The following is a 21,494-nucleotide window of genomic DNA, read 5'->3' as shown; positions in this document are numbered from 1 at the left end:
ATGATCGTACGATTTACCTCGCGTGGTTTGGTGCGCCAGTTCGTTCGTTTTGCGTTCGGCAGGACGACTGCGATCGCGATGGCGTGCGCGCTGTTTGGCGCGGCAGCGCATGCCGCTGCGGCCGATTCCGCTGCCTCCGCCAGTGCGGCGGCGAGCGCTTCGGCTGCCGCAAGTCAGGCAGTGCCGCTATCCGGCACGCAATACACGGTCAAGGCGGGGCAGTCGCTGAACGACGTCGCGATCGAGGTGACGCAGTCGCACGACCGGACGGTGTTGTCGCATGCCGCGAAGGCGCTGTTCGACGCGAATCCGAAAGCGTTTATGGGCGGCGATCCGAGCCGGATGAAGGTCGGGGCGGTGTTGAATGTTCCGTCGCTCGATGCCACGGGGAATGTGGCTGCGTCGGAGGCGGAGGCTGCCGGCGCGGCGTCGGAATTGGCGGCAACGGCTGCGTCCGCCGCGAGCGCCGTTGTGCCTGCGAGCAGCGTCCCCGCACAGGCGGGCAGTGCTTCGGCTTCCGCTGCCGCGCTGGCAGCGTCGAATCCGGGCGCCGCGAGCGCAGCGCTTCCCGCTTCGGCGGAGGCGGCCGGCCAGCACGGCTGGACCGGCGCGATTCAGCAGACTGCCAGCGCTCCCGCCGAGGAGGGCGGTGCGTCGGCGCCTGCGGTCGCGACTGCGGCGGCGTCTTCGGCGCAGCCGCATGTGTCCAGTCTTCAGCAGTTGCTTGCGCTCAAGAACCGCGTCCTGATGGCGCTTCAACAGCACGGCTTCGGCACAGCACGGCCGGACGCGGGAAATCGTGCGCCTGCCGCCAAGGCGCGTCCTTCGACCGGCCCGCAAACCTTAGCCGCGAGCAGTGCTTCAGGAGCGACAGTCGCGGCGGAGCCGGTTAGCAGCCCGGCTGTGGCGGCAGCGGCGCCCGCGCCGCGTGCGACCGCTGGCGAATTCAGCTTCAACGGATGGCAGATCAATATCGGCGCGCTGTCCGCGGCGGTCGCGGCCTTGCTCGTGTTGATCGTCGGTCTGGTCATGCGCAGCCGCAGGCGTGCCGCTGCTGCGGCTGCGGCGGCAGAGGAGAGGATCGAGAAGCGCGTACGCGCGGCATCCGACGAGGCCGGCGCCGCACCGGCCGGAAAGTCCGCAGCCGAGCCGCCGGCCGACGATGCGAGCGCCGACGTCGCAATTTCGCAGCAAGGCCGTGACGCATCCAAGGACGCCTCCAAAGCGCCGTCCGGCGACGCCGCCGAAGCCGAATACCTCGCGACCCTCGAAGACAGCCCGAACAGCAAGAGCGCGCTGATGGGCCTGGTCGGCATGTACGCGGAGCGGCGCGATGTCGCCCGTTTCGACGAGATCGCCAAGCGCATCTGGCATTTGTCCGGTGGACGCGGGCCGAATTGGCGCCATGTGGCGTCGCTGGGACGTCAGCTGGATCCCCATAACCCGTTGTATGCCGATCCGGGCGCGGCTCCCGGTGCTGGCGTTGCGCCGCTCGAATCGAGCGGGGGCGGAATGTCTTCGTTCGACATGCCGGAGCAGGCGTCGGCGGACGCGCAAGACGGTGCGCTTGCCGACGCTGCGATGGGCGTTGCCGGCGAAACCAAGGCCGAGCCGCTGAGCGAAGCCGCCGATCACGCTGAGGCTGGCGAGCCGTTGGCCGAGCCGAACGCGGAACCCGCCATTGCGCACGACGAGCAAGCCCCGCCGCAGGCTGAAGAGCCCGCGCCGGCAACGACGGACCCCACGCCGTCCGCGGCCGCAGCCGCTGCGCACGCAGCAGACGCCGAGTCTCGCGCCAACGACGCCGCGTCGCGAACCCATGCGATCGCGGCCCGTCTCGAAGCCATCGCGGCCCGGGTCGAGGCGGCCAAATCGCGTGAGAACGAGACCGCGCCGCACGCCGAGACGGCTACACCGCCCACGCCCGAACTAACATGGCCGCACGCCGAGCCCGAGGCGCCGGCAGGCGATTTGCCGACGGCTGCGGCGGCAACGGAGTGGGAAACCGCCGAACCCGCGCCGTCGCACGATGGCACCACGGCATCGGCCCACGACACGGCCCACGACACGGCCGAAGATCTGGCCCCGCCGCCGCCGTTCCCGTCCGAAGCGATTTCCGCGCTCAGCAGCCTGGACTTCTCACTCCCGCCGCGTATTGAATTGGGCCCGGCCGAGCCCTTGCACGCTTCGCATGACGAAATCGCCGTGCCGTCGCCCGTTTCGCTGACGACGCAACCCGTCGTCGCGCCTGAGATTACCGAGCAACAGGCCGTACCGCCGTTCGAGCCGGAACCGCCGCACGCTGCCGACGCGATCGAAGCCGGCATTGCGGGCTCCGCGTCGGTGGCCGGCCTGGGCGCCGCGCGTTTCGGCGCGATGAATCTCAACTTCGATCTGGACCTGCCGGCGTCCGCGTCGCCGCTGCCGACGTTCACGCCGGAAGAACTCGCGAAGATCGCCCGCAACAAGCTCGACCTCGCGGCCGAGTACATCGAGCTCGGCGACATCGCAGGCGCGCGCACGCTGATCAACGAAGTGATCGAATCGAACGACGCGGCCACGCGCAACGACGCCCGCTCGATGCTGTCGACGCTCGCGCCGCTGTCCTGATGCCGCACGTGATGCGAATCGCTCTCGGCATCCAGTACGACGGCACGGCGTTTTGCGGTTGGCAGTCCCAGCCGCACGGCAAGACGGTCCAGGACGAACTCGAGCGCGCGCTGCGCGAATTCGCGCAGGCGCCGCTCTCGACGGTCGTCGCGGGCCGCACCGACACCGGCGTGCACGGGCTCGGCCAGGTCGTCCACTTCGACACGGACCTCGATCGCGCGGAATTCTCGTGGGTGCGAGGGACGAACGCGTTCTTGCCGGAAACGGTTGCCGTCCAGTGGGCGAAGGTCGTGCCGGAGACGTTCCACGCGCGTTTCTCGGCGTTCGAGCGCACGTACTACTACGCGCTCTACGTCAATCCCGTGCGCTCGCCGATGCTCGCGGGCCGCGCGGGCTGGACTCATACGCCTCTCGATGTCGAGGCGATGCGCGCCGCTGCCGCGTGCCTGATCGGCGAGCATGATTTTTCGGCGTTCCGCTCGTCGGAATGCCAGGCAAAGACGCCCGTCAAGCACCTTTACGAGATCGACATCCGCGCGCAGGGCGATCTGATCCATTTCCGCTTTCGCGCGAATGCGTTCCTGCACCACATGGTGCGCAACCTGATGGGCTGCCTCGTCGCCGTCGGCCGCGGCCGTTATCCGGTTGCGTGGCTCTCCGAAGTGCTCGCGAGCCGCGACCGCAACCGCGCCGCGCCGACGTTCATGCCGGAGGGGCTCTATCTCGCCCATGTCGGTTATCCTGAGACATTCGCCGTGCCGCCTACCCATCTCGGCAGCGTGCCGTGGAGCGACGTATGGAACGACCGACCGACACCATGAACGACGCCTCATCCCAGCAATCCCGCGCAACACACGAACGCGCCGTGCCGCACCGCACGCGCATCAAGCTGTGCGGCCTGTCGCGCCAGGAAGACGTCGCGCATGCGATCGATCTGGGCGCCGACGCGTTCGGCCTCGTGTTCTACCCGCCGAGCCCGCGCTCGGTCGGCGTCGCCGACGCCGTGGACTTGACGCACGATATTCCGCCATTCGTCTCGGTGGTGGGGCTTTTCGTGAATCCGGCGCCCGACTGGATCAGCGAGGTCACGAGCAACGTTCCGCTCACAATGCTGCAATTTCACGGCGACGAATCGCCGGAAGAGTGCGAAAAGCTCGCCAATCTAGCGGGTTTGCCATGGTTGCGCGCAATACGCATTGCCGCGGATACTCGGCAAGCCGATTTGGTAGAATCGGCGCTTAACTATTCATCAGCCAGCGGTCTGTTGCTCGACGCACACGTCGAGGGCTACGGCGGCGGCGGGAAGACTTTCGATTGGTCACTTATTCCAGCAGAGCTCGGGCATCGGGCCGTTTTGAGTGGTGGGTTGAACGCGCAAAACGTCAGTGATGCGATCCATCGCGTGCGCCCGTTCGCGGTCGATGTCTCGAGCGGCATCGAAGTGCCGGGCGCCAGGGGCGTGAAGGATCACGCCCGGATGGCGGCGTTCGTGCGCACGGTGCGCGAGGCGGACGCCGGATGATTGAAGCGGTGCGGCTTGAAGGTTTCGAACCCATCGCCGTGCCGCCCCTGCCGAGAGTGACAACATGTACAACTTACCCGATCAACGCGGCCATTTCGGCCCCTATGGCGGCACGTTCGTCGCCGAGACGCTGGTTCACGCACTCGACGAGCTGCGTGTCGCCTACGAGAAATTCCAGAAAGATCCCGACTTCATCGCCGAATATCAGCGCGAATTGAAGTATTTTGTCGGCCGTCCTTCGCCGATTTATCACGCCCGGCGCTGGAGCGAGCTGCTCGGCGGCGCGCAAGTGTTCTTGAAGCGCGAAGACCTGAACCACACCGGCGCCCACAAAGTGAACAACGTGATCGGCCAGGCGCTGCTCGCAAAGCGCATGGGCAAGCCGCGCGTGATCGCCGAGACGGGCGCAGGTCAGCACGGCGTCGCCACGGCGACGATCGCCGCGCGCTTCGGTATGGAATGCGTCGTCTACATGGGGGCCGAGGACGTGCGCCGCCAGGCCGCGAACGTCTACCGGATGAAGCTGCTCGGCGCGACCGTCGTGCCCGTCGAATCCGGTTCGCGCACGCTCAAGGATGCGCTCAACGAAGCCATGCGCGACTGGGTCACGAACGTCGAAAGCACGTTCTACATCATCGGCACGGTGGCGGGGCCGCACCCGTATCCGATGATGGTGCGCGACTTCCAGCGCGTGATCGGCGACGAATGCAAGGTGCAGATGCCCGAGCTGACCGGGCGGCAGCCGGACGCGGTGATCGCTTGCGTCGGCGGCGGCTCGAATGCGATGGGCATCTTCTATCCGTATATCGACGACACGCAGGTCTTGCTGATCGGCGTCGAAGCAGCGGGCGACGGCATCGAGACCGGCCGCCATGCGGCTTCGCTGACGGCGGGCAGCCCCGGCGTGCTGCACGGCAACCGCACGTATCTGATGCAGGACGAGAACGGCCAGATCATCGAGACGCATTCGGTGTCGGCGGGCCTCGACTACCCGGGCGTCGGTCCCGAGCACGCGTGGCTGAAGGACAGCGGCCGCGCGCAATATGTGACCATCACGGACGTCGAAGCGCTCAAGGCGTTCCACGACTGCTGCCGGATCGAAGGCATCATTCCGGCGCTCGAGTCGAGCCATGCGCTAGCGTATGCGGCGAAACTGGCGCCTACGCTGCCCCGCGACAAGCACCTGCTCGTCAACCTGTCGGGCCGCGGCGACAAGGACATGCACACGGTCGCCGAGCGATCGGGCATCCAGTTCTGAGCGCCGCCGCGATGCGCGACCTGTTCGACGAATTCGACGAGCCGCAGCCGGCCGCCGCTGGGGCGGCCGAGCGGCCGCCGGCGAAAGCGAAGTCTCAGCCGAAGCCGGAGGCGGAGGTTCAAACTGCCCCGGCGCCGGCAGCGGAGCCGTCGGTGTCTGCGGCAGTGCAGCCCAAGCTGCCGGCGTTGCCGAGCGGCATCGACATCCGCAACCGCGATTTTCTGACCGACATGGAGAACGTGCCGGACGCTTCGGTCGACCTGATCGTCGCCGACCCGCCGTATGGGCTCGGCAAGGATTACGGCAACGATTCGGACATGCTCACGGGCGAAGCCTTCCTCGCGTGGACGCGCGGCTGGCTCGACCTGGCGGTCCCGAAGCTCAAGCCCTCCGGCTCGCTCTACATCTTCTGCACGTGGCAATACGCGCCTGAAATCTTCTCGTTTCTGAAGACGAAGCTCACGATGGTCAACGAGATCATCTGGGACCGGCGCGTGCCGAGCATGGGCGGTACGACGCGCCGCTTCACGTCGGTGCATGACAACATCGGTTATTTCGCGGTCTCGAAGGACTACTACTTCGATCTCGATCCGGTCCGCATCCCGTACGACGCCGCCACCAAGAAGGCCCGCTCGCGCAAGCTGTTCGAGGGCAGCAAGTGGCTGGAGCTTGGCTACAATCCAAAGGATGTCTGGTCGGTCTCGCGCCTGCATCGTCAGCATGCGGAGCGCGTCGACCATCCGACGCAAAAACCGTTGGAAATCGTCGAGCGCATGGTGCTCGCAAGCTGTCCGCCGGGCGGTCGAGTTCTCGATCCGTTCATGGGCAGCGGCACCACGGCAGTCGCCTGCGCGCGCCACGCGCGCGAGTTCGTCGGCTTTGAGATCAACGAAAGCTACTGCGCGATTGCGCGCGAACGTGTCAGCGCCGTCTCCGGCAGGCTTGATGCCCCCCTCGCGCCCGCGGCCGTCGAGGGCTAGGCCCCCGAACCGAACCGCGCAGCCAACGATTCCAGAGAAAATTCCATGTCCCGAATCAAGAACACACTCGCGGCGCTCGCCGCACAGGGCAAGAAAGGGCTGATCCCGTTCATTACAGCGGGCGACCCGGACCCGGCGAAGACCGTCGATCTCATGCACGCGCTCGCCGCCGGCGGCGCGGACGTCATCGAATTGGGCGTGCCGTTCTCCGACCCGATGGCGGACGGCCCGGTTATCCAGCGCTCGTCGGAACGGGCGCTTGCGCGCGGCGTTTCGCTGCGCCAGGTGCTGGCCGACGTGAAGCGCTTTCGCGAGCGCGACGACAAGACGCCGGTCGTGCTGATGGGCTACGCGAACCCGATCGAGCGGATGGGCACCGAAACGTTCGCCGCGGCCGCCAAGGAGGCGGGCGTCGACGGCGTGCTGGTCGTCGACTATCCGCCGGAAGAATCGGCTAACTTCGCGAGTCAGATGCGATCTGCCGGCATCGATCCGATCTTTTTGCTCGCGCCGACGTCGACCGACGAGCGTATCGCCGAGGTCGGCAAGATCGCGAGCGGCTATGTCTACTACGTGTCGCTAAAGGGTGTGACCGGCGCCGCAAATCTGGACGTTTCCGATATCGCGAGTAAAATCCCGGCCATCAAGTCGCGCGTACCCTTGCCGGTGGGCGTCGGCTTCGGCATTCGCGACGCCCAGACGGCGCGCGCGGTGGCCGAAGTGTCCGATGCTGTCGTGATCGGCAGCCGTATCGTGCAGTTGCTCGAAGAAACCGCGCCGGAAGCCGCCGTTGAAAAGCTGACGCAGTTCGTCGCCGAAGTCCGGCGCGCGCTCGACGGCATCGGCGCAACTGCCGCGTAAAAGTACCGCGTAAGTCACCATCATCCGGTTCGAGTCCCCGCCGGTTTCCGCATGCCAAGTCAGGACGGTGCGGAAACTGGAGCGTCGCAATACGCCGCGGGTGCCGAAACATAGAAAGGAGCAACATGAACTACGCCCACGCTCACTATCGTTCGCGGGAGGCATCATGAGCTGGCTCGACAAACTGTTGCCGCCGAAAATCAAGCAGACCGATCCGAAAAGCCGCAAGGGGATTCCCGAGGGCCTGTGGATCAAGTGCCCGTCGTGCGAAGCGGTGCTGTACCGCAACGACGTCGAGGCCAATCTGCATGTCTGCCCGAAGTGCAGCCATCACATGCGCATCGGCGCGCGCGAGCGCCTCGACGGGTTGCTCGACGCGGAAGGCCGCTATGAGATCGGCCAGGAGATCGTTCCGGTCGACGCACTCAAGTTCAAGGACAGCCGCAAGTACCCCGATCGCATCAAAGAAGCGATGGACGATACCGGCGAGACCGACGCGATGGTCGTGATGGGCGGGGCGATCCACACGCTGCCGGTGGTCGTCGCGTGCTTCGAGTTCGCGTTCATGGGCGGCTCGATGGGCTCGGTGGTCGGCGAGCGCTTTGCGCGCGGCGCGCAGAATGCCCTCGAGCAGCAAGTGCCGTTCATCTGCTTCACCGCGTCGGGCGGCGCGCGCATGCAGGAGAGCCTGCTGTCGCTGATGCAGATGGCGAAGACCACGTCGATGCTCACGAAGCTCTCGGACGCCAAGCTGCCGTTCATTTCGGTGCTGACCGATCCGACGATGGGCGGCGTGTCGGCGAGCTTCGCGTTCCTCGGCGACGTCGTGATCGCCGAGCCGAAGGCACTGATCGGCTTCGCCGGTCCGCGCGTCATCGAGCAGACCGTGCGCGAGAAGCTGCCTGAAGGTTTCCAGCGCGCCGAATTCCTGCTGCAAAAGGGCGCGATCGACATGATCGTCGACCGCCGCAAGCTGCGCGAAGAACTCGCGCAATTAATCGCGCTGCTGACGCGCCAGCCCGCGGACGCGGTGGCCTGAGCAAGCGGCCTTGCCGCAGCGGCTTAAGCGACTCGTCACGCCGAATCAACGCAGACGTACGCAGCAAACCCCGCGCGCCGCTTGAAGCGAATTCAAGCGGCGCGCCGTCATTTCCGCGATAATTACGGGCTTGTGAAACCGCGCGTTTCACCGCACAACTGATTCGTCCCATGACCCCATTCCCCACCTTGGACGCCTGGCTGGCGCATCTCGAGACCGCGCATCCGGTCGGCATCGACATGGGGCTCACCCGCATCGGCAAGGTCAAGGAAGCGCTCAAGCTGTCGTTCGAATGTCCGGTCATCACGGTCGGGGGGACGAACGGCAAGGGCTCGACGTGCGCGATCCTCGAATCGATCCTGCTGCGCGCGGGTTATCGCGTCGGCTGCCATACGTCGCCGCATCTGCTCGCGTTCAACGAGCGGGCGCGGGTGAACGGCCAGATCGCCACCGATGCCGATCTGCTGCCGCATTTCGAAGCCGTCGAGGCGGCGCGCACGAGCTTTCCCGAACCGGTTTCGCTGACCTACTTCGAATTCACGACGCTCGCGATCATGCATCTGTTCGCTTCGCGCGGGCTCGATGCCGTGATTCTCGAAGTCGGCCTTGGCGGCCGGCTCGACGCGGTCAACATCGTCGATACCGATTGCGCGATCGTCACGAGCATCGATATCGATCACACCGAGTACCTCGGCGATACGCGGGAAAAGATCGCCTTCGAAAAAGCGGGCATTTTCCGCCCGGGCAAGCCCGCCGTTTGCAGCGATCCGAGCGCGCCCCAGACCTTGATCGACCATGCGGAGAAGATCGGCGCCGATCTGTGGCTCTTCGGGCGCGACTTCCGCTACGAAGGACAGGCGGGCAGCGAGCGCCAGCAGTGGAGCTACGTCGGCCGCGCGCTGCGCCGTTCGGCGCTCGCCTATCCGGCGCTGCGCGGGGCGAACCAGTTGATCAACACGTCGGCGGCGCTGGCGGCGCTCGAAGCACTGCGCGGGCGGTTGCCGGTATCGGCGCAGGACATCCGCCTCGGGCTCGCGAACGTGGAGCTGCCGGGGCGCTTCCAGGTGCTGCCGGGCAAGCCGTCGATCGTGCTCGACGTGGCGCATAACCCCCATGCTTCGGCCGTGCTCGCGCAGAATCTCGGCAACATGGGTTATTTCCCGTACACCTACGCGGTATTCGGCGCGATGCGCGACAAGGACATCGCCGGCGTGCTTGCGCACCTGAAGGGCGAAATCGACCACTGGTGCGTAACCGACCTGCCGCTGCCGCGCGCGGCGTCGGCCGCGGATCTCGAAGCCGCGCTGCGCGAAGCAGGCGTGACCGACACCGCGGACAGCAGCGTGACGCGCTTTGCGACCCCCGCGGACGCTTATCAAGATGCACTAGAACGGGCGTCCGACAATGATAGAATCGTGGTTTTCGGCAGTTTCCATACGGTAGCGGGCGTGATGGCCTTTCGAAAAGCGGGCCTATCGTAATTTGCAGCAACACTGACGCGTCAGCCTCGAACACAGCCACCATTCATGGGACTTTTCTCGTTCGGCAAGAAAGACGACGCGCCTAGCCGGCGCGGCGCGAATGCCAGCTCAGGACGTAGCCCGCGCACCGAGCCCCCGAAGGGGACTTCCTCCGGGGCGCGCGTTGAGCGGCGAACCCGGCGCGCGGAGCGCGCGGGCGATGTCGATGCGATGATGCTCGATCCCACTCTCCCGGAAAAGCAGCGTGCGCGGCGGCGGCTCGTCGGCGCGATCGCGCTGGTGATTGCCGCGGTCGTCGTGCTTCCGATGGTGCTCGATTCGCACCCGAAGCCCGTCACCGACGATATCTCGATCGATATTCCGAACCGCCCGGCGCACGATACGCAAGCCGCGAGCGACGAAGACACGCAAGCGGGCGTCGCGCCCGACAATCCGGCGCCCGAGGCGACGGCTGCGGCATCCGGCGTAGCGCCGGTTGCACCGTCGGCGAGCGCTGCCGGCTCGAACAAGGCCGCGGCGAGCGGTCAAGTCACGCCGCAGACGTCCGTGCAAGCGAGATCGCAATCGTCCGCACAAAGCAGCGCTCAATCGACGAAACCAGCCGCGACCGCACCGGCGGCTCAGGCGTCGGCCAAGAAGCCGGCCACGCCGCCGGCACAGACGGCTGCCGCGAAACCGCAGGCGCCAGCCACGCAAGCCACGCAGCAGTCGGCTGCGAACACCGCAGCCGCCACGCCGAGCCCGGCCGACGCCGATTCGGGCACACCCGCTGCGCCGCCCGGCGCGCGTTTTGCGGTGCAGCTCGGCTCGTTCACGGACGATGCCAGCGCGCGCACTTGGGCGGCCAAGCTGAAGGCCGCGGGCGTGCCCGCGTACACCGAGCATCGCAAGCAAGCCGACGGCTCGACGCGCATTCTGCTGCGCGCCGGACCGTTCGCCGATCGCGCGGCCGCGTCCGCTGCCATCGCGAAGGTGCGCGAGGCGGGCCTGACGGCGAACGCGGGCAGCAGCGCCGGCTCCGAGCAATAGGACAACGGCGCCGATGTTCACCGCGTTCGACTATGCCGTGATGGCGGTGATCGGCCTGTCGGCGCTGCGCGGCGCGTGGCGCGGCCTGCTGTCGGAAGTGTTCGGATTGATCGGCTGGATCGCAGCTTTTTTTATCGCCTGCCGTTGTGTTGGGCTCGTGGTGCCCTATATTCCAGCTAACTGGCCGGGCGGCGCGTTGACACAATGGTTGATCGCGTTTGCCGCGATCGCCGTCGGCGTCGTGCTCGTGGCGAGCGTCGCGAATGCGCTGCTGGCGCGGCTCGTCGAAGTGAGCGGGCTAGGCGGCGTCGACCGCTCGCTCGGATTGATGTTCGGCCTCGCGCGCGGGGTCATATTGGCGGTGCTCCTGGTCGCCCTCGCAGGCTTGACCGAACTGCCAAAACAGGAATTCTGGCGCCAAGCGCTGCTGCGGCCGTACGCGGAGCAGGGCGTGCGCGAACTGAAATCGCTGCTTCCCGAACCGCTTGCTGATTACGTCCGCGTTTGACGGGCAGCGCGCAGCGCTCGCAGTGACCCTTTTTGTACCTTTGAAGGACGTGCCATGTGCGGCATCGTAGGCGTAGTTTCCCAATCCCCGGTCAATCAGCTGATCTATGACAGCCTGCTGCTCCTGCAGCACCGCGGTCAGGACGCCGCCGGCATTGCAACGGCAAACGGCAGCAACTTCCACATGTACAAGGCGAACGGCATGGTGCGCGACGTGTTCCGCACGCGTAACATGCGCAGCCTGCCCGGCACGGTCGGCATCGGCCAGGTGCGCTACCCGACCGCGGGCTCCGCGTCGAACGAGGAAGAGGCGCAGCCGTTCTACGTGAACGCGCCGTTCGGCATCATCCTCGCGCACAACGGCAACCTGACGAACTGGCAGCAGTTGAAAGACGAGATGTTCCGCATCGACCGCCGCCACATCAACACCAATTCCGATACCGAAGTGCTGCTGAATGTGCTCGCGCACGAATTGCAGTTGTCCAGCTCGGGCCTGCAGCTCGATCCGGCGGCGGTGTTCAAGGCGGTGTCGGGCGTGCAGCGGCGCGTGCGCGGCTCGTACGCGATCGTGTCGCTGATCGCGGGCTACGGCCTGCTGGCGTTTCGCGATCCGTTCGGCATCCGTCCCCTTTGCATCGGCAAGCAGGAAACGGCGCACGGGGTCGAGTGGATGGTGGCGTCGGAATCGGTGGCGGTCGAAGGGATCGGCTTCGAATTCGTGCGCGATGTGGTGCCGGGCGAAGCGGTGTTCATCGATAACGACGGCAACCTGCACAGCCATCAGTGCGCCGATCATTCGAGCCTCAACCCGTGCATCTTCGAATACGTGTATCTGGCGCGGCCGGACTCGGTGCTCGACGGCGTGCCGGTCTACAACGTGCGCCTGCGCATGGGCGACTATCTCGCCGCGAAGATCAAGCGCGAGCTGCCGGATGTCGCGATCGACGTCGTCATGCCGATTCCCGATTCGTCGCGTCCCGCGGCGATGCAGGTTGCGGCGAAGCTCGGCGTCGAGTATCGCGAGGGCTTCTTCAAGAACCGTTACGTGGGCCGTACCTTCATCATGCCGGGCCAGGCGGTGCGCAAGAAATCGGTGCGCCAGAAGCTCAACGCGATGGCGATCGAGTTCAAGGGCAAGAACGTGCTGATCGTCGACGATTCGATCGTGCGCGGCACCACTTCGCACGAGATCGTGCAGATGGCGCGCGATGCGGGCGCGAACAAGGTGATCTTCGCGTCGGCGGCGCCGCCCGTGAAGTTCCCGAACGTCTACGGCATCGACATGCCGACGCGCGGCGAGCTCGTCGCGCACGGCCGCACGGACGACGAAGTCGCGAAGATCATCGGCGCCGATTACCTCGTCTATCAGGACGTCGATGCGTTGAAGCAAGCGGTGCGCGACATCAATCCGGCGCTTTCGCACTTCGAGGCGTCGTGCTTCGACGGCGACTACATTACGGGCGACGTGACGACCGAGTATCTCGACACGATCGAGCGCGCGCGGCTCGCGCCGGCATCGCAGTCGGACCGCGATGCGGCAAGCGATGCTGTCGACGGCGGTTCGTCGCGCTCGCAATTGCACTTGCAGTTGTCGGTGGAGTGAGCGGCGAGCCTCGTCGGTTGAGGCAGGCCGCACCCGAAGCCCGCTTGAGCCAGCGCGAAGCGGGCTTTTTTCATCGCGGCGGCCTGCAGCATTCTTGGTTTGACCCCACGCATCGCACGCTCTCGTACGGAACACAACGCGGAAAGACAACGAACATGGACGACTCCTTGAATTTCGACACCCTGGCCGTGCGCTCGGGCACCCTGCGCACCGAATACAACGAGCATTCGGAAGCGCTCTTCCTCACGTCGAGCTTCTGCTTTACGAGCGCGGCCCAGGCGGCCGAGCGCTTCAAGCACTCCGAGGACTATTACACGTACTCGCGCTTCACGAATCCGACGGTGACGATGTTCGAGGAGCGCCTCGCCGCGCTCGAAGGCGGCGAAGCGTGCATGGCGACGGCCTCGGGGATGAGCGCGATTTTGTCGGTCGTGATGGCCGCGATGCAGGCGGGCGACCACATGGTCAGCTCGCAGAGCCTGTTCGGCTCGACGCTCGGCATGTTCTCGCAGATCTTCACGCGCTTCGGCATCACGACGACCTTCGTCGATCCGAACGATCTCGACGCGTGGAAGAACGCCGTGCGTCCAGAGACGAAGATGTTTTTCCTCGAGACGCCGACGAACCCGCTCTGCGAGCTCGCCGACATCGAAGCGATCGGCAAGATCGCGAAGGCGTCGAACGCGATCTTCGTCGTCGACAATTCGTTCTGCAGCCCCGCGCTGCAGCAGCCGATCAAGCTCGGTGCCGATGTCGTCATGCATTCGGCGACCAAGTTCCTCGACGGGCAGGGGCGTGTGCTCGGCGGCGCGCTCGTCGGCACGAAGCAGTTCATCATGGAGAAGGTGTTCCCGTTCGTGCGCAGCGCCGGGCCGACGCTCTCCGCATTCAACGCGTGGGTGCTGCTCAAGGGGATGGAGACGCTGTCGGTGCGCGTCGAGCGTCAGTCGGCGAATGCGCTCGAAGTCGCGCGGTTTCTCGAGTCGCATCGGGCGGTCAATCGTGTCTGGTATCCGGGGCTCGAATCGCATCCGCAGTATGCGATCGCGAAGCGCCAGCAGAGCTCGGGCGGTTCGGTCGTCGCGTTCGAACTGAAGGGCGATACGCCCGAGAAGCAGCGCGAGAACGCTTGGCGCGTGATCGACGGCACGAAGATCTGCTCGATCACCGCGAACCTCGGCGATACGCGCACGACGATCACCCACCCCGCGACGACGACGCACAGCCGCGTCACGCCCGAGGCGCGCGCCGCGGCGGGCATCACCGAAGGGCTGATTCGCCTCGCCGTGGGCCTCGAAAACGCGGGCGATATTTGCGGCGATCTCGCGCACGGGCTCGCGGGCTGAGTCTCAGTTTCAGGATCGCGAGGACGCCGTGCTCAATGCCGCCCGGGGGTCCGCCACTGTCCGGGCGCGCGTCCGAAACGCCGCGTGAACGCGTGGGTGAACGCGCTCTGGTCGCCGAATCCGACTTGCAGCGCGACATCGGTCAGCGCATTGCGCGGATCGTTGAGCAGCGTGACCGCAGTGTCGAGCCGCAAGCGCTGCAAATAGCGATGCGGCGTTTCGCCAAAAGCCTCGATGAACAACTGATGGAACCGGCGCATGCCGAAGCCGCAATGCGCGGCCAGGTCCGCGATGCGCAGCGGTTCCGAAAGGTGCGCGCGCAACCATCGGTCGATGCGCGCGAAATCGAGCCCTGCGGCGGGCAGCGTCGTGTTCGGATCGGCGACGATCGCGGCGCACAGGCGCGCGGCGGCGTCCCAGTGGAAACGATGCACGTCGAGCGCAGCCGACGTCGGCGCATGGCCGGCCGCGCTCGCCGCGACGTTGCGCACGAGCACGGTGAGCGACGCGTCGATCGGCACGGCGCGGGCGCGCTCGAAAAGCCGCTCGGGCACCGCGAGCGACGCCGCCGGCAAGTCGAGCACGAGCTGGCGGTTCTCGCCGACGCCCGCGTAGTCGTGGCGCGCGCCGGCCGGCACGAGCCACGCGGAACGGCAGTCGATGCGCTGGCCGACGCCGTCCACCGCCATCTCCATCGAACCGTCGAGCCCGAGCACGATCTGGTGAAAACCGTGCACGTCCGTTGCTTCGACGGCGCCATAGCGGCGCAGCGAAACGGCGGGCGACAGCAACGGTTCGTGGGAGTGAGCGGGATTCATGCGAATACGTTCATCGCGTGAGCGGATGGCGGCGGCTGCAAAGGAACATCAACGCGCGCCATCGAAGCGCGCCATCAAACGCCGAGCAATTCGACTTCGAACACGAGCGTCGCATTCGGCGGAATCACGCCGCCCGCGCCACGCACGCCGTAGCCGAGTTGGGGCGGAATCGTGAGGCGCCGCACGCCGCCCACTTTCATGCCCTGCACGCCCTCGTCCCAGCCCTTGATGACCATTCCGCCGCCGAGCACGAAGGCGAACGGGTCATTGCGGTCTTTGCTCGAATCGAACTTTTGACCATCGGTGAGCCAGCCCGTGTAGTGGACGCTGACAGTTTTACCGGCGACCGCTTCGGCGCCCGTTCCTTCGGTCAGATCTTCATACTTGAGGCCGGATTCGGTGGTGACGATCGACATGGATTCCTCCCGTAAATATTGGAAACCGCCATTGTAGGCGTTCGGGCGACGGTGCGCGGCCGCCGCGCGCTGGCGTGCCTATAATTGTTTTTCCCTTCCTTCGAGCGTACGAGGATCGATCGTGACGATGACTTCCCTTGCTGCCGATGCCGCGCTTGACGAGCGCTTCGCGCGCCTTAGCGCCGAAGCGGCGCTCTTCATGCGCGATCATGTGCTGTCGCTGGTCTCGCACGATTTGCGCAGCCCGTTGAACGCGATCCATAGCTGGGCGTATGTGCTCGAGCGCAAGCTCGATGCCGGCGATGCCTCCGCGCAGCGCGCACTGACGGGGATCCGCTCCGGCGTCGATCAGCAGGTGAAGCTGCTGGAGGAAGCGGTCGACAGCACGCGCGCGCAGACCAAGACGATCGCACTTTCCCGCGCGCCGTTCGCGCTGCGGGCGCTCGTCGAACGCGTCGCCGGCGAAGTGCGGGTCATGCTCGCCGATGCGCGCCACGTTTCGTTATCGATCGTTTCATCGCTCGACGCCGAGACGCTCGACGGCGACCGCGAGCGTCTGTCGCAGGCGTTGTGGACCATGCTCACGTTCGCGGTCGAAGCGAGCGCGCATGACGGAGCGGTGACGGTCGGCAGCGCGATCGACGCAGGGCATTGGCAGGTCGAGGTCACGCACGCCATGAGCTTCGCCGCACTCCGCAACGTCGAGCTGCCGCACGCCTTCGAGCGCTTCGCCTGCAAGCAGGCGACGCATCCGCGCGAAGCCGGACGCATCGCTTGGGTGCTTGCGCTGCCGCAACGCGTCGCGATGGCGCACGGCGGCGTGTTGGCGCAGAGCGAAACCGTCGACGGCGAAAAATCCACGCTGACGTTGCGCGTTCCGCTCGCCGCTTGAGCCCGCCAGCGGCGCATCGCGCGCCGGACACCGCCGAAACGACCGGCGCCCTGCCTATCGGCCGTCATTTTTTGGCTCCGCCCGCAGCACCCTATACTGAGGCCTTTCATTTCCGGAGCCCCTCGCTTTGATTCAGATCGTCGCCTTGATCGGCGCGTTGTTGCTGGTTGCCCTCAACGGTTTCTTCGTCGCAGCCGAGTTCGGACTCGTCAAACTGCGGTCCACGCGCGTGCAGGCGCTGGCGCGCAAGAACGGCATCCGCGGCCGTCTGCTCGCCACGGTGCACGGACGGCTCGATGCGTACCTTTCCGCGTGCCAGCTCGGCATCACGCTCGCCTCGCTCGGTCTCGGCTGGATCGGCGAGCCCGCCTTCGCGAACCTGCTGTCGCCGCTTTTCAGGGTCCTCGGCATCGATTCGCCCGATCTGATCCATGCGATCTCGCTGTTCTTCGCGTTTTCGGTCATCTCGTTTCTGCACATCGTCGTCGGCGAGCTTGCGCCGAAGTCGATGGCGATCCGGCAGTCCGAGCAGGTTGCGCTGTGGGTGGCCGTGCCGCTCTACGGGTTCTATTGGGCGATGTATCCGGCGATCTGGCTGCTCAATACGAGCGCGAACGCGGTGCTGAAAGTCGCGGGATTGTCGGCGGACCACGGCGGCGATTCGCACTATTCGACCGACGAGCTGAAGCTCATCTTGCGCGGCCGCCGCGGCGGGAGCGGCCCTGCGCCGCGCATCGCCTATAACGCAGACGAATGGAACACGCTCGCGCATTCGCTCGATTTCTCGTCGATGACCGTGTCGGACCTGATGCGCCCGGCGCACGAGATGATCGGCCTGCGGCGCGACGTGCCGCTGCGCGACAACATGCAGGTCGTCGCGCGCCACCGGTTCAGCCGCTATCCGCTGTTCGAGGATGCGGCGGGCGAGCGCGTCGCCGGGTTGATTCACTTGAAGGACTTGCTGCTCGCGCGCCACGCGGGCTCGACGCTCGACGATCTTTCCGACTACGCCCGCCCGGTTCAGTACGTGCGGCCCGACACGCCTGCGCTCGAAGTCTTTCGCCGTTTCCGCCGCGGCGCGCCGCATTTTGCGCTGGTCGGCGGCAAGCACCAGAAGCCGATCGGGTTCCTCACGCTCGACAATCTGCTCGGCGCGCTGGTCGGCCAGATTCACGACGAGTTCCGCCAGGGCGACGCCGACTGGACCCGCATGGACGACGGCACGCTGATGGGCAAGGGGAGCCTTCCCGTGGTGTCGCTCGAGCGCGTGCTCGGGATCGATATCGACGAAGGGTCGGCCGAATCGGTCGGGGGGCTTGTGATTCATGCGCTTAATGATTTGCCGTCCGAAGGACAGCGCGTCGGGTTCGAGCACTTCGACGTCGTCGTGAAGAAGATGCACGGGCCGAGAATCGTGCTCGTGCGGGTGTATCCGAAGGCGTTTGAGGATGAGGGGGGGTGAGGGGGGCGCCGGTGCTAGATAGCGATAGAGATTCGGAGACTTTACGGATTCGCGCTCCATAACCCCAATCTGCCAAGGCTCGCCGCGAGCTTGAGACGCGCGGTCCGCCATTTCGACACGGTAAGGACTCGCTGCTTCTGCGCATCGGCGAGCGCCGTCTGTGCATTCAACAGTTCGGTGAACGTGCCGACACCTTCCTTGTAGCGGCCCCGCGCAATGTCGAGCGCGCGCTGCGCGTCGTTGAGCAAGTCCCGCGAGTTGGCGAGATTGGTTGCGCTGGCCTGCACGCCGTGATAGCTCTTCCACACGTCGAGCGACACCTGGAGCTCGGTGTCGCGCAGCGCCGCCTCCTGCACATCGGCCTGCGCCTGTGCATGCTCGGCGCGATAGCCGGATGCAAATCCTTCAAACAGTGGAATCGTCACCTGCATGCCAATTATGCTGCCACGGCTGCGCGTGATGGGTATCGACTGCGGCTGCTGTTGGTATGACAGGTTGATTTGTGTCAGGCTGCCAACCAGCGAGATGGTCGGACGACCCTGCGCGCGGGCCGCGTCGACGTTTGCACGGGCGGCATCAAGCTTCGCGCGGGCGGCGACGAGATTTGGCTGGCACTGCTTCGCCTCGTCGATCAGTTCGTCGATGCGGGCGTCGATCTCGGCCGGTGAATCCGGATCGCGCTCCGGCGGCGCTATCTGCACGGTGGTATTCGCGTCGAGCCCAATCGCGACGGCGAGCGCACCTGTCGCCGCGCGCGCGTCTCCTTCCGCGCTGACGCGATCGAGCATCGCGCGACGGTAGCTGGTACGCGCTTGCAGTTCGTCGGCGAGCGCGCCAATGCCGGCTTTGTGTTTCGCGCTCGCTTCGGCGACACTCTCGCCCGCGATCGCCTCACTGCGCTGCGCGGCCGCGAGCGACGCCTGCGCGTCGCGCAGCGCGTAGAACGCCAGCGCCGCGTTAAAGAACACAGTCTGCAGCGTGTCGTCCTGCGTCGCGTTCGCGGCGGCGAGCAGCGCGCGCGCTTGCCGCCGCGCGGCGCCGCGCTTGCCGAAGTCGAACAGCACCCAGCTCAGGTTCAGCATTCCGTTCTTACTAGACGTGTTTTGCGACTGGCTGGTCGATTCCGCGCCGAGCACACTGTAGCCGTAGGTAGTGGACAAGGTGTCGCGCTCGATGCCCGCCGTCGCGTTCAGCGTCGGCAGGTACGCAGCATCGACGACGCCGAGCGCGGCGGCCTGAGCGTGCGCTTCGGCCCAGGCCTTGCGCGCCCGCGGGTTCGCAAAGATCGCCTGCAGGATCGCGTCCTCGAGTTCGAGTGGACGCACGTCCGAAAGCGGGCGACACGACATGCTCTGGAGCAGCGGCGTGGCGGGCGTTGCCGACACGTCGCCGCGCGTGCAGAACACATCCAGCATCTGCGCATCGGCGCGAGGATGACCAACCAGTGCTGCGGCAGATACGGCGAGTAGTAGATAGTATTTCATCGACCTGCCTGTTCTGCGAAGCCAGACGAATCAGCTATCGAGTCGGAAAGAGCTGTCGCAGGCCGGTCGATCACAATCCGTCCCTCCTTCAACATCACGACGCGCTTGGCCGACGCAATTGTCTCTGGCCGATGCGCGACGATTACGCGGGTCATCCGCAGCGTGCCGACAGCCGAGTTGACCTGTTGCTCGCGCTCCAGGTCGAGATGGCTTGTCGCTTCGTCGAGCACGAGGATCTTCGGACGCTTATAGAGGGCGCGGGCGAGCAGTACTCGCTGTTTCTGCCCGCCCGACAGCACGGTGCCCATGTCGCCGACCAACGTGTTGTAGCCCATCGGCATTGCGACGATGTCGTCGTGTACCGCAGCGAGCCGCGCGCACTCGGCGATCCACTGTGCGTCGGAATCCGGATCGAAGAAGCTGATATTGTCGGCGATCGAGCCGGCGAACAGCACGTCGTCCTGCAGCACGGTACCAACGAGCGAACGTAGCCGGTCAAGGCCGAGCCGGCCGACGTCGACGCCGCCGATCCGCACCTTGCCAGCCGTCGGTTCGAGCACCCCGAGCAGCACGTTGACGAGCGTCGTCTTGCCGCAGCCCGACGGCCCGACGAGCGCAACTGATTCGCCCGGTGCGATCGCAAGCGACACGCCGTTGAGCACAGCCGGCTCGCCGTCCGCATAGCGGAAGCCGATCGCATCGAATTCGATGCTGGCTGCCAAGTCGTCCGCTTCGCCCGGCACGTGGCGCTGGTTTGCGTCGGGCTCTGGCTTTTCGAACACGATGTCGGCGAGCCGCTCTCCCTGCAGCTGCAGCATCTTGACTTCGAAGTACTTGTCAATCAGGCTCCCGACACGACTGTCGAACTGTCCCTTATATGCATTGAACGCCATCAGCGCGCCGACCGTGAACTGGCCGTCCATCACCATCCGCGCCCCGAGCCAGATGATCAGGATGCCATCGATGCCGAACAACAGCCCGTTGAGCTGTTGGTAAAGCAGTTGCAGCTTCTGTATGTGCAATCCGGCATTGACTTGCTCAACGAGCAGCGATAGCCAGCTTGAACGGCGCTCGTTCTGTCGGTTGAACAGCTTTATCGTCTTTACGCCGCGCACGGTCTCGATGAAATGGCTCTCCTGCTTGGCGGCACGCACGATTTGCTCTTCGGTCGCGCGACGCAGCGGCCGATACCAGAGCCAGCGCAGCAGCGCGTACAGAGCCATCGTGACGAGCGCGACGCAGCCGAGCATGCGGCTGTAGATGAACATCATCGCGAGCGTGACGACCGTCATCAGGCCGTCGATCACCGCGCTCAAGAACGACGTGGTGAGCGTCTGCTGGATCGCTTCGATTGAGCCGAATCGCGACACGACGTCGCCGAGATGGCGCCGCTCAAAGTAGCGTACGGGCAGCCTGAGAAGGTGCGTGAACACGTTCGCGCGCCACTGTACGTTGAGTGTTGCGCCGAAGTACATCAACGCCCACGCGCGTATTGCGCTCGTCGCCTGCTGCATCATCAGCAGCAGGCCGAAGCCGAGTGCGAGCACCGTGAGCAGGTCGCGATCAGCGCTGACGATCGCCTCGTCGATGACCCACTGCAGGAAGAACGGATGCACCAGCGTGAACACCTCGAGCGCGAGGGCAAGCACCAGCACTTGGCCAAGCGAGCGCGTCAGCCCCGCCACCGGTCCGAGCAGCGCGCGCAGCTTGATCGCGGGCGCCGCTTCGCGCGGCTCGAAGTCACTCGTCGGCCACAACTCGAGCGCGACGCCGGTGAACGAGCGCGACAGCACGTTGAGCGGCAGCTTGCGGATGCCCTGTGCGGGATCGTGGATCACTGCGCTCCTGCCGCTCACCTCCTTCAACACGACGAAGTGATTGAAGTTCCAGTGCAGTATGCACGGCACGCGTAGCTGGTCGAGTTGGTTGAGATCGAGCTTCAGCGCGCGGGCACCGAGATCAAGTTGCTGCGCGATCTCGATCACGCGGGAGAGGCCGGTGCCTTTGAGCGATACCGGAAAGCGCTGGCGCAGTGTTGCGACATCCACGTGGTCGCCGTGGTAGCCGGCGATCATCGCCAGGCACGCGAGTCCGCATTCGGTCGCTTCGGTCTGCAGCAACATCGGCAATTTGCGGCCGACGCCAAACGAGAGACGGTCGAGAAAGGACATGGGTGGATAGCGGAA

Annotated in this window: 18 protein-coding genes; 14 read left to right on the top strand and 4 right to left on the bottom strand. The window is 65.8% G+C overall.

Annotation, left to right across the window (positions count from 1 at the left end; translation table 11 throughout):
- The 12 genes from J3489_RS31315 (at position 1) to J3489_RS31260 (ending at position 14,236) form a co-directional block, all read left to right on the top strand.
- Positions 1-2,610 (top strand): FimV/HubP family polar landmark protein, encoded by a 2,610-nt coding sequence (locus J3489_RS31315; RefSeq protein ID WP_207004695.1) that lies wholly within the window; start codon positions 1-3, stop codon positions 2,608-2,610.
- 11 nt (positions 2,611-2,621) lie between these two features.
- Complete coding sequence (gene truA / locus J3489_RS31310; RefSeq protein WP_207004719.1) at positions 2,622-3,431, top strand: tRNA pseudouridine(38-40) synthase TruA; 810 nt, start codon at positions 2,622-2,624, stop codon at positions 3,429-3,431.
- Entirely contained in the window at positions 3,428-4,132 is a 705-nt protein-coding gene (locus J3489_RS31305) for a phosphoribosylanthranilate isomerase (protein WP_242540456.1), read from the top strand. Before truA ends, J3489_RS31305 begins: the two co-directional genes overlap by 4 nt.
- Positions 4,133-4,196: 64 nt before the next feature.
- On the top strand, positions 4,197-5,390 hold the full coding sequence (gene trpB / locus J3489_RS31300; protein WP_207004693.1) for a tryptophan synthase subunit beta: 1,194 nt from the start codon (positions 4,197-4,199) through the stop codon (positions 5,388-5,390).
- A gap of 20 nt (positions 5,391-5,410) precedes the next feature.
- Positions 5,411-6,370: a DNA-methyltransferase gene (locus tag J3489_RS31295; protein ID WP_374193507.1), complete on the top strand. Its 960-nt coding sequence runs from the start codon at positions 5,411-5,413 to the stop codon at positions 6,368-6,370.
- A 45-nt stretch (positions 6,371-6,415) separates the two neighbouring features.
- Positions 6,416-7,231, top strand: coding sequence for a tryptophan synthase subunit alpha (gene trpA, locus J3489_RS31290; RefSeq protein WP_207004692.1), 816 nt, complete (start codon positions 6,416-6,418; stop codon positions 7,229-7,231).
- Positions 7,232-7,397: 166 nt separating this feature from the next.
- The gene (gene accD / locus J3489_RS31285) at positions 7,398-8,270 is read left to right on the top strand and encodes an acetyl-CoA carboxylase, carboxyltransferase subunit beta (protein ID WP_207004691.1); all 873 of its coding nucleotides are present in this window, start codon (positions 7,398-7,400) and stop codon (positions 8,268-8,270) included.
- Between the two features lie 170 nt (positions 8,271-8,440).
- Positions 8,441-9,751, top strand: a complete 1,311-nt coding sequence (folC, locus tag J3489_RS31280; RefSeq protein ID WP_207004690.1) for a bifunctional tetrahydrofolate synthase/dihydrofolate synthase — start codon at positions 8,441-8,443, stop codon at positions 9,749-9,751.
- 45 nt (positions 9,752-9,796) lie between these two features.
- Positions 9,797-10,780, top strand: a complete 984-nt coding sequence (locus tag J3489_RS31275; RefSeq protein WP_207004689.1) for an SPOR domain-containing protein — start codon at positions 9,797-9,799, stop codon at positions 10,778-10,780.
- A gap of 13 nt (positions 10,781-10,793) precedes the next feature.
- Positions 10,794-11,288: a CvpA family protein gene (locus J3489_RS31270; protein ID WP_207004688.1), complete on the top strand. Its 495-nt coding sequence runs from the start codon at positions 10,794-10,796 to the stop codon at positions 11,286-11,288.
- Positions 11,289-11,342: 54 nt separating this feature from the next.
- Positions 11,343-12,890, top strand: coding sequence for an amidophosphoribosyltransferase (purF, locus tag J3489_RS31265; RefSeq protein WP_207004687.1), 1,548 nt, complete (start codon positions 11,343-11,345; stop codon positions 12,888-12,890).
- Between the two features lie 155 nt (positions 12,891-13,045).
- Entirely contained in the window at positions 13,046-14,236 is a 1,191-nt protein-coding gene (locus J3489_RS31260) for an O-succinylhomoserine sulfhydrylase (RefSeq protein WP_207004686.1), read from the top strand.
- Between the two features lie 32 nt (positions 14,237-14,268).
- On the opposite strand, the gene J3489_RS31255 is transcribed toward J3489_RS31260, so the two are convergent.
- A complete protein-coding gene (locus J3489_RS31255) occupies positions 14,269-15,054 on the bottom strand; it encodes an AraC family transcriptional regulator (RefSeq protein ID WP_207004685.1) in 786 nt (261 codons plus the stop codon).
- A 74-nt stretch (positions 15,055-15,128) separates the two neighbouring features.
- On the bottom strand, positions 15,129-15,470 hold the full coding sequence (locus tag J3489_RS31250) for an FKBP-type peptidyl-prolyl cis-trans isomerase (RefSeq protein ID WP_207004684.1): 342 nt from the start codon (positions 15,468-15,470) through the stop codon (positions 15,129-15,131).
- Positions 15,471-15,597: 127 nt separating this feature from the next.
- Between J3489_RS31250 and J3489_RS31245 the strand changes: the two genes are divergently transcribed.
- Complete coding sequence (locus J3489_RS31245) at positions 15,598-16,362, top strand: sensor histidine kinase (RefSeq protein WP_207004717.1); 765 nt, start codon at positions 15,598-15,600, stop codon at positions 16,360-16,362.
- Between the two features lie 127 nt (positions 16,363-16,489).
- The gene (locus J3489_RS31240) at positions 16,490-17,824 is read left to right on the top strand and encodes a hemolysin family protein (protein ID WP_207004683.1); all 1,335 of its coding nucleotides are present in this window, start codon (positions 16,490-16,492) and stop codon (positions 17,822-17,824) included.
- Between the two features lie 41 nt (positions 17,825-17,865).
- On the opposite strand, the gene J3489_RS31235 is transcribed toward J3489_RS31240, so the two are convergent.
- Entirely contained in the window at positions 17,866-19,308 is a 1,443-nt protein-coding gene (locus J3489_RS31235) for a TolC family protein (protein WP_207004682.1), read from the bottom strand.
- Complete coding sequence (locus J3489_RS31230) at positions 19,305-21,479, bottom strand: peptidase domain-containing ABC transporter (RefSeq protein WP_207004681.1); 2,175 nt, start codon at positions 21,477-21,479, stop codon at positions 19,305-19,307. Before J3489_RS31230 ends, J3489_RS31235 begins: the two co-directional genes overlap by 4 nt.
- Positions 21,480-21,494 lie beyond the last annotated feature (15 nt).

Source organism: Trinickia mobilis (assembly GCF_017315705.1).
Taxonomy (GTDB): Bacteria; Pseudomonadota; Gammaproteobacteria; order Burkholderiales; family Burkholderiaceae; genus Trinickia_A; species Trinickia_A mobilis.
The sequence above is the reverse complement of the archived record's forward strand: the minus strand, read 5'-3'. Positions and strand labels throughout refer to the sequence as shown.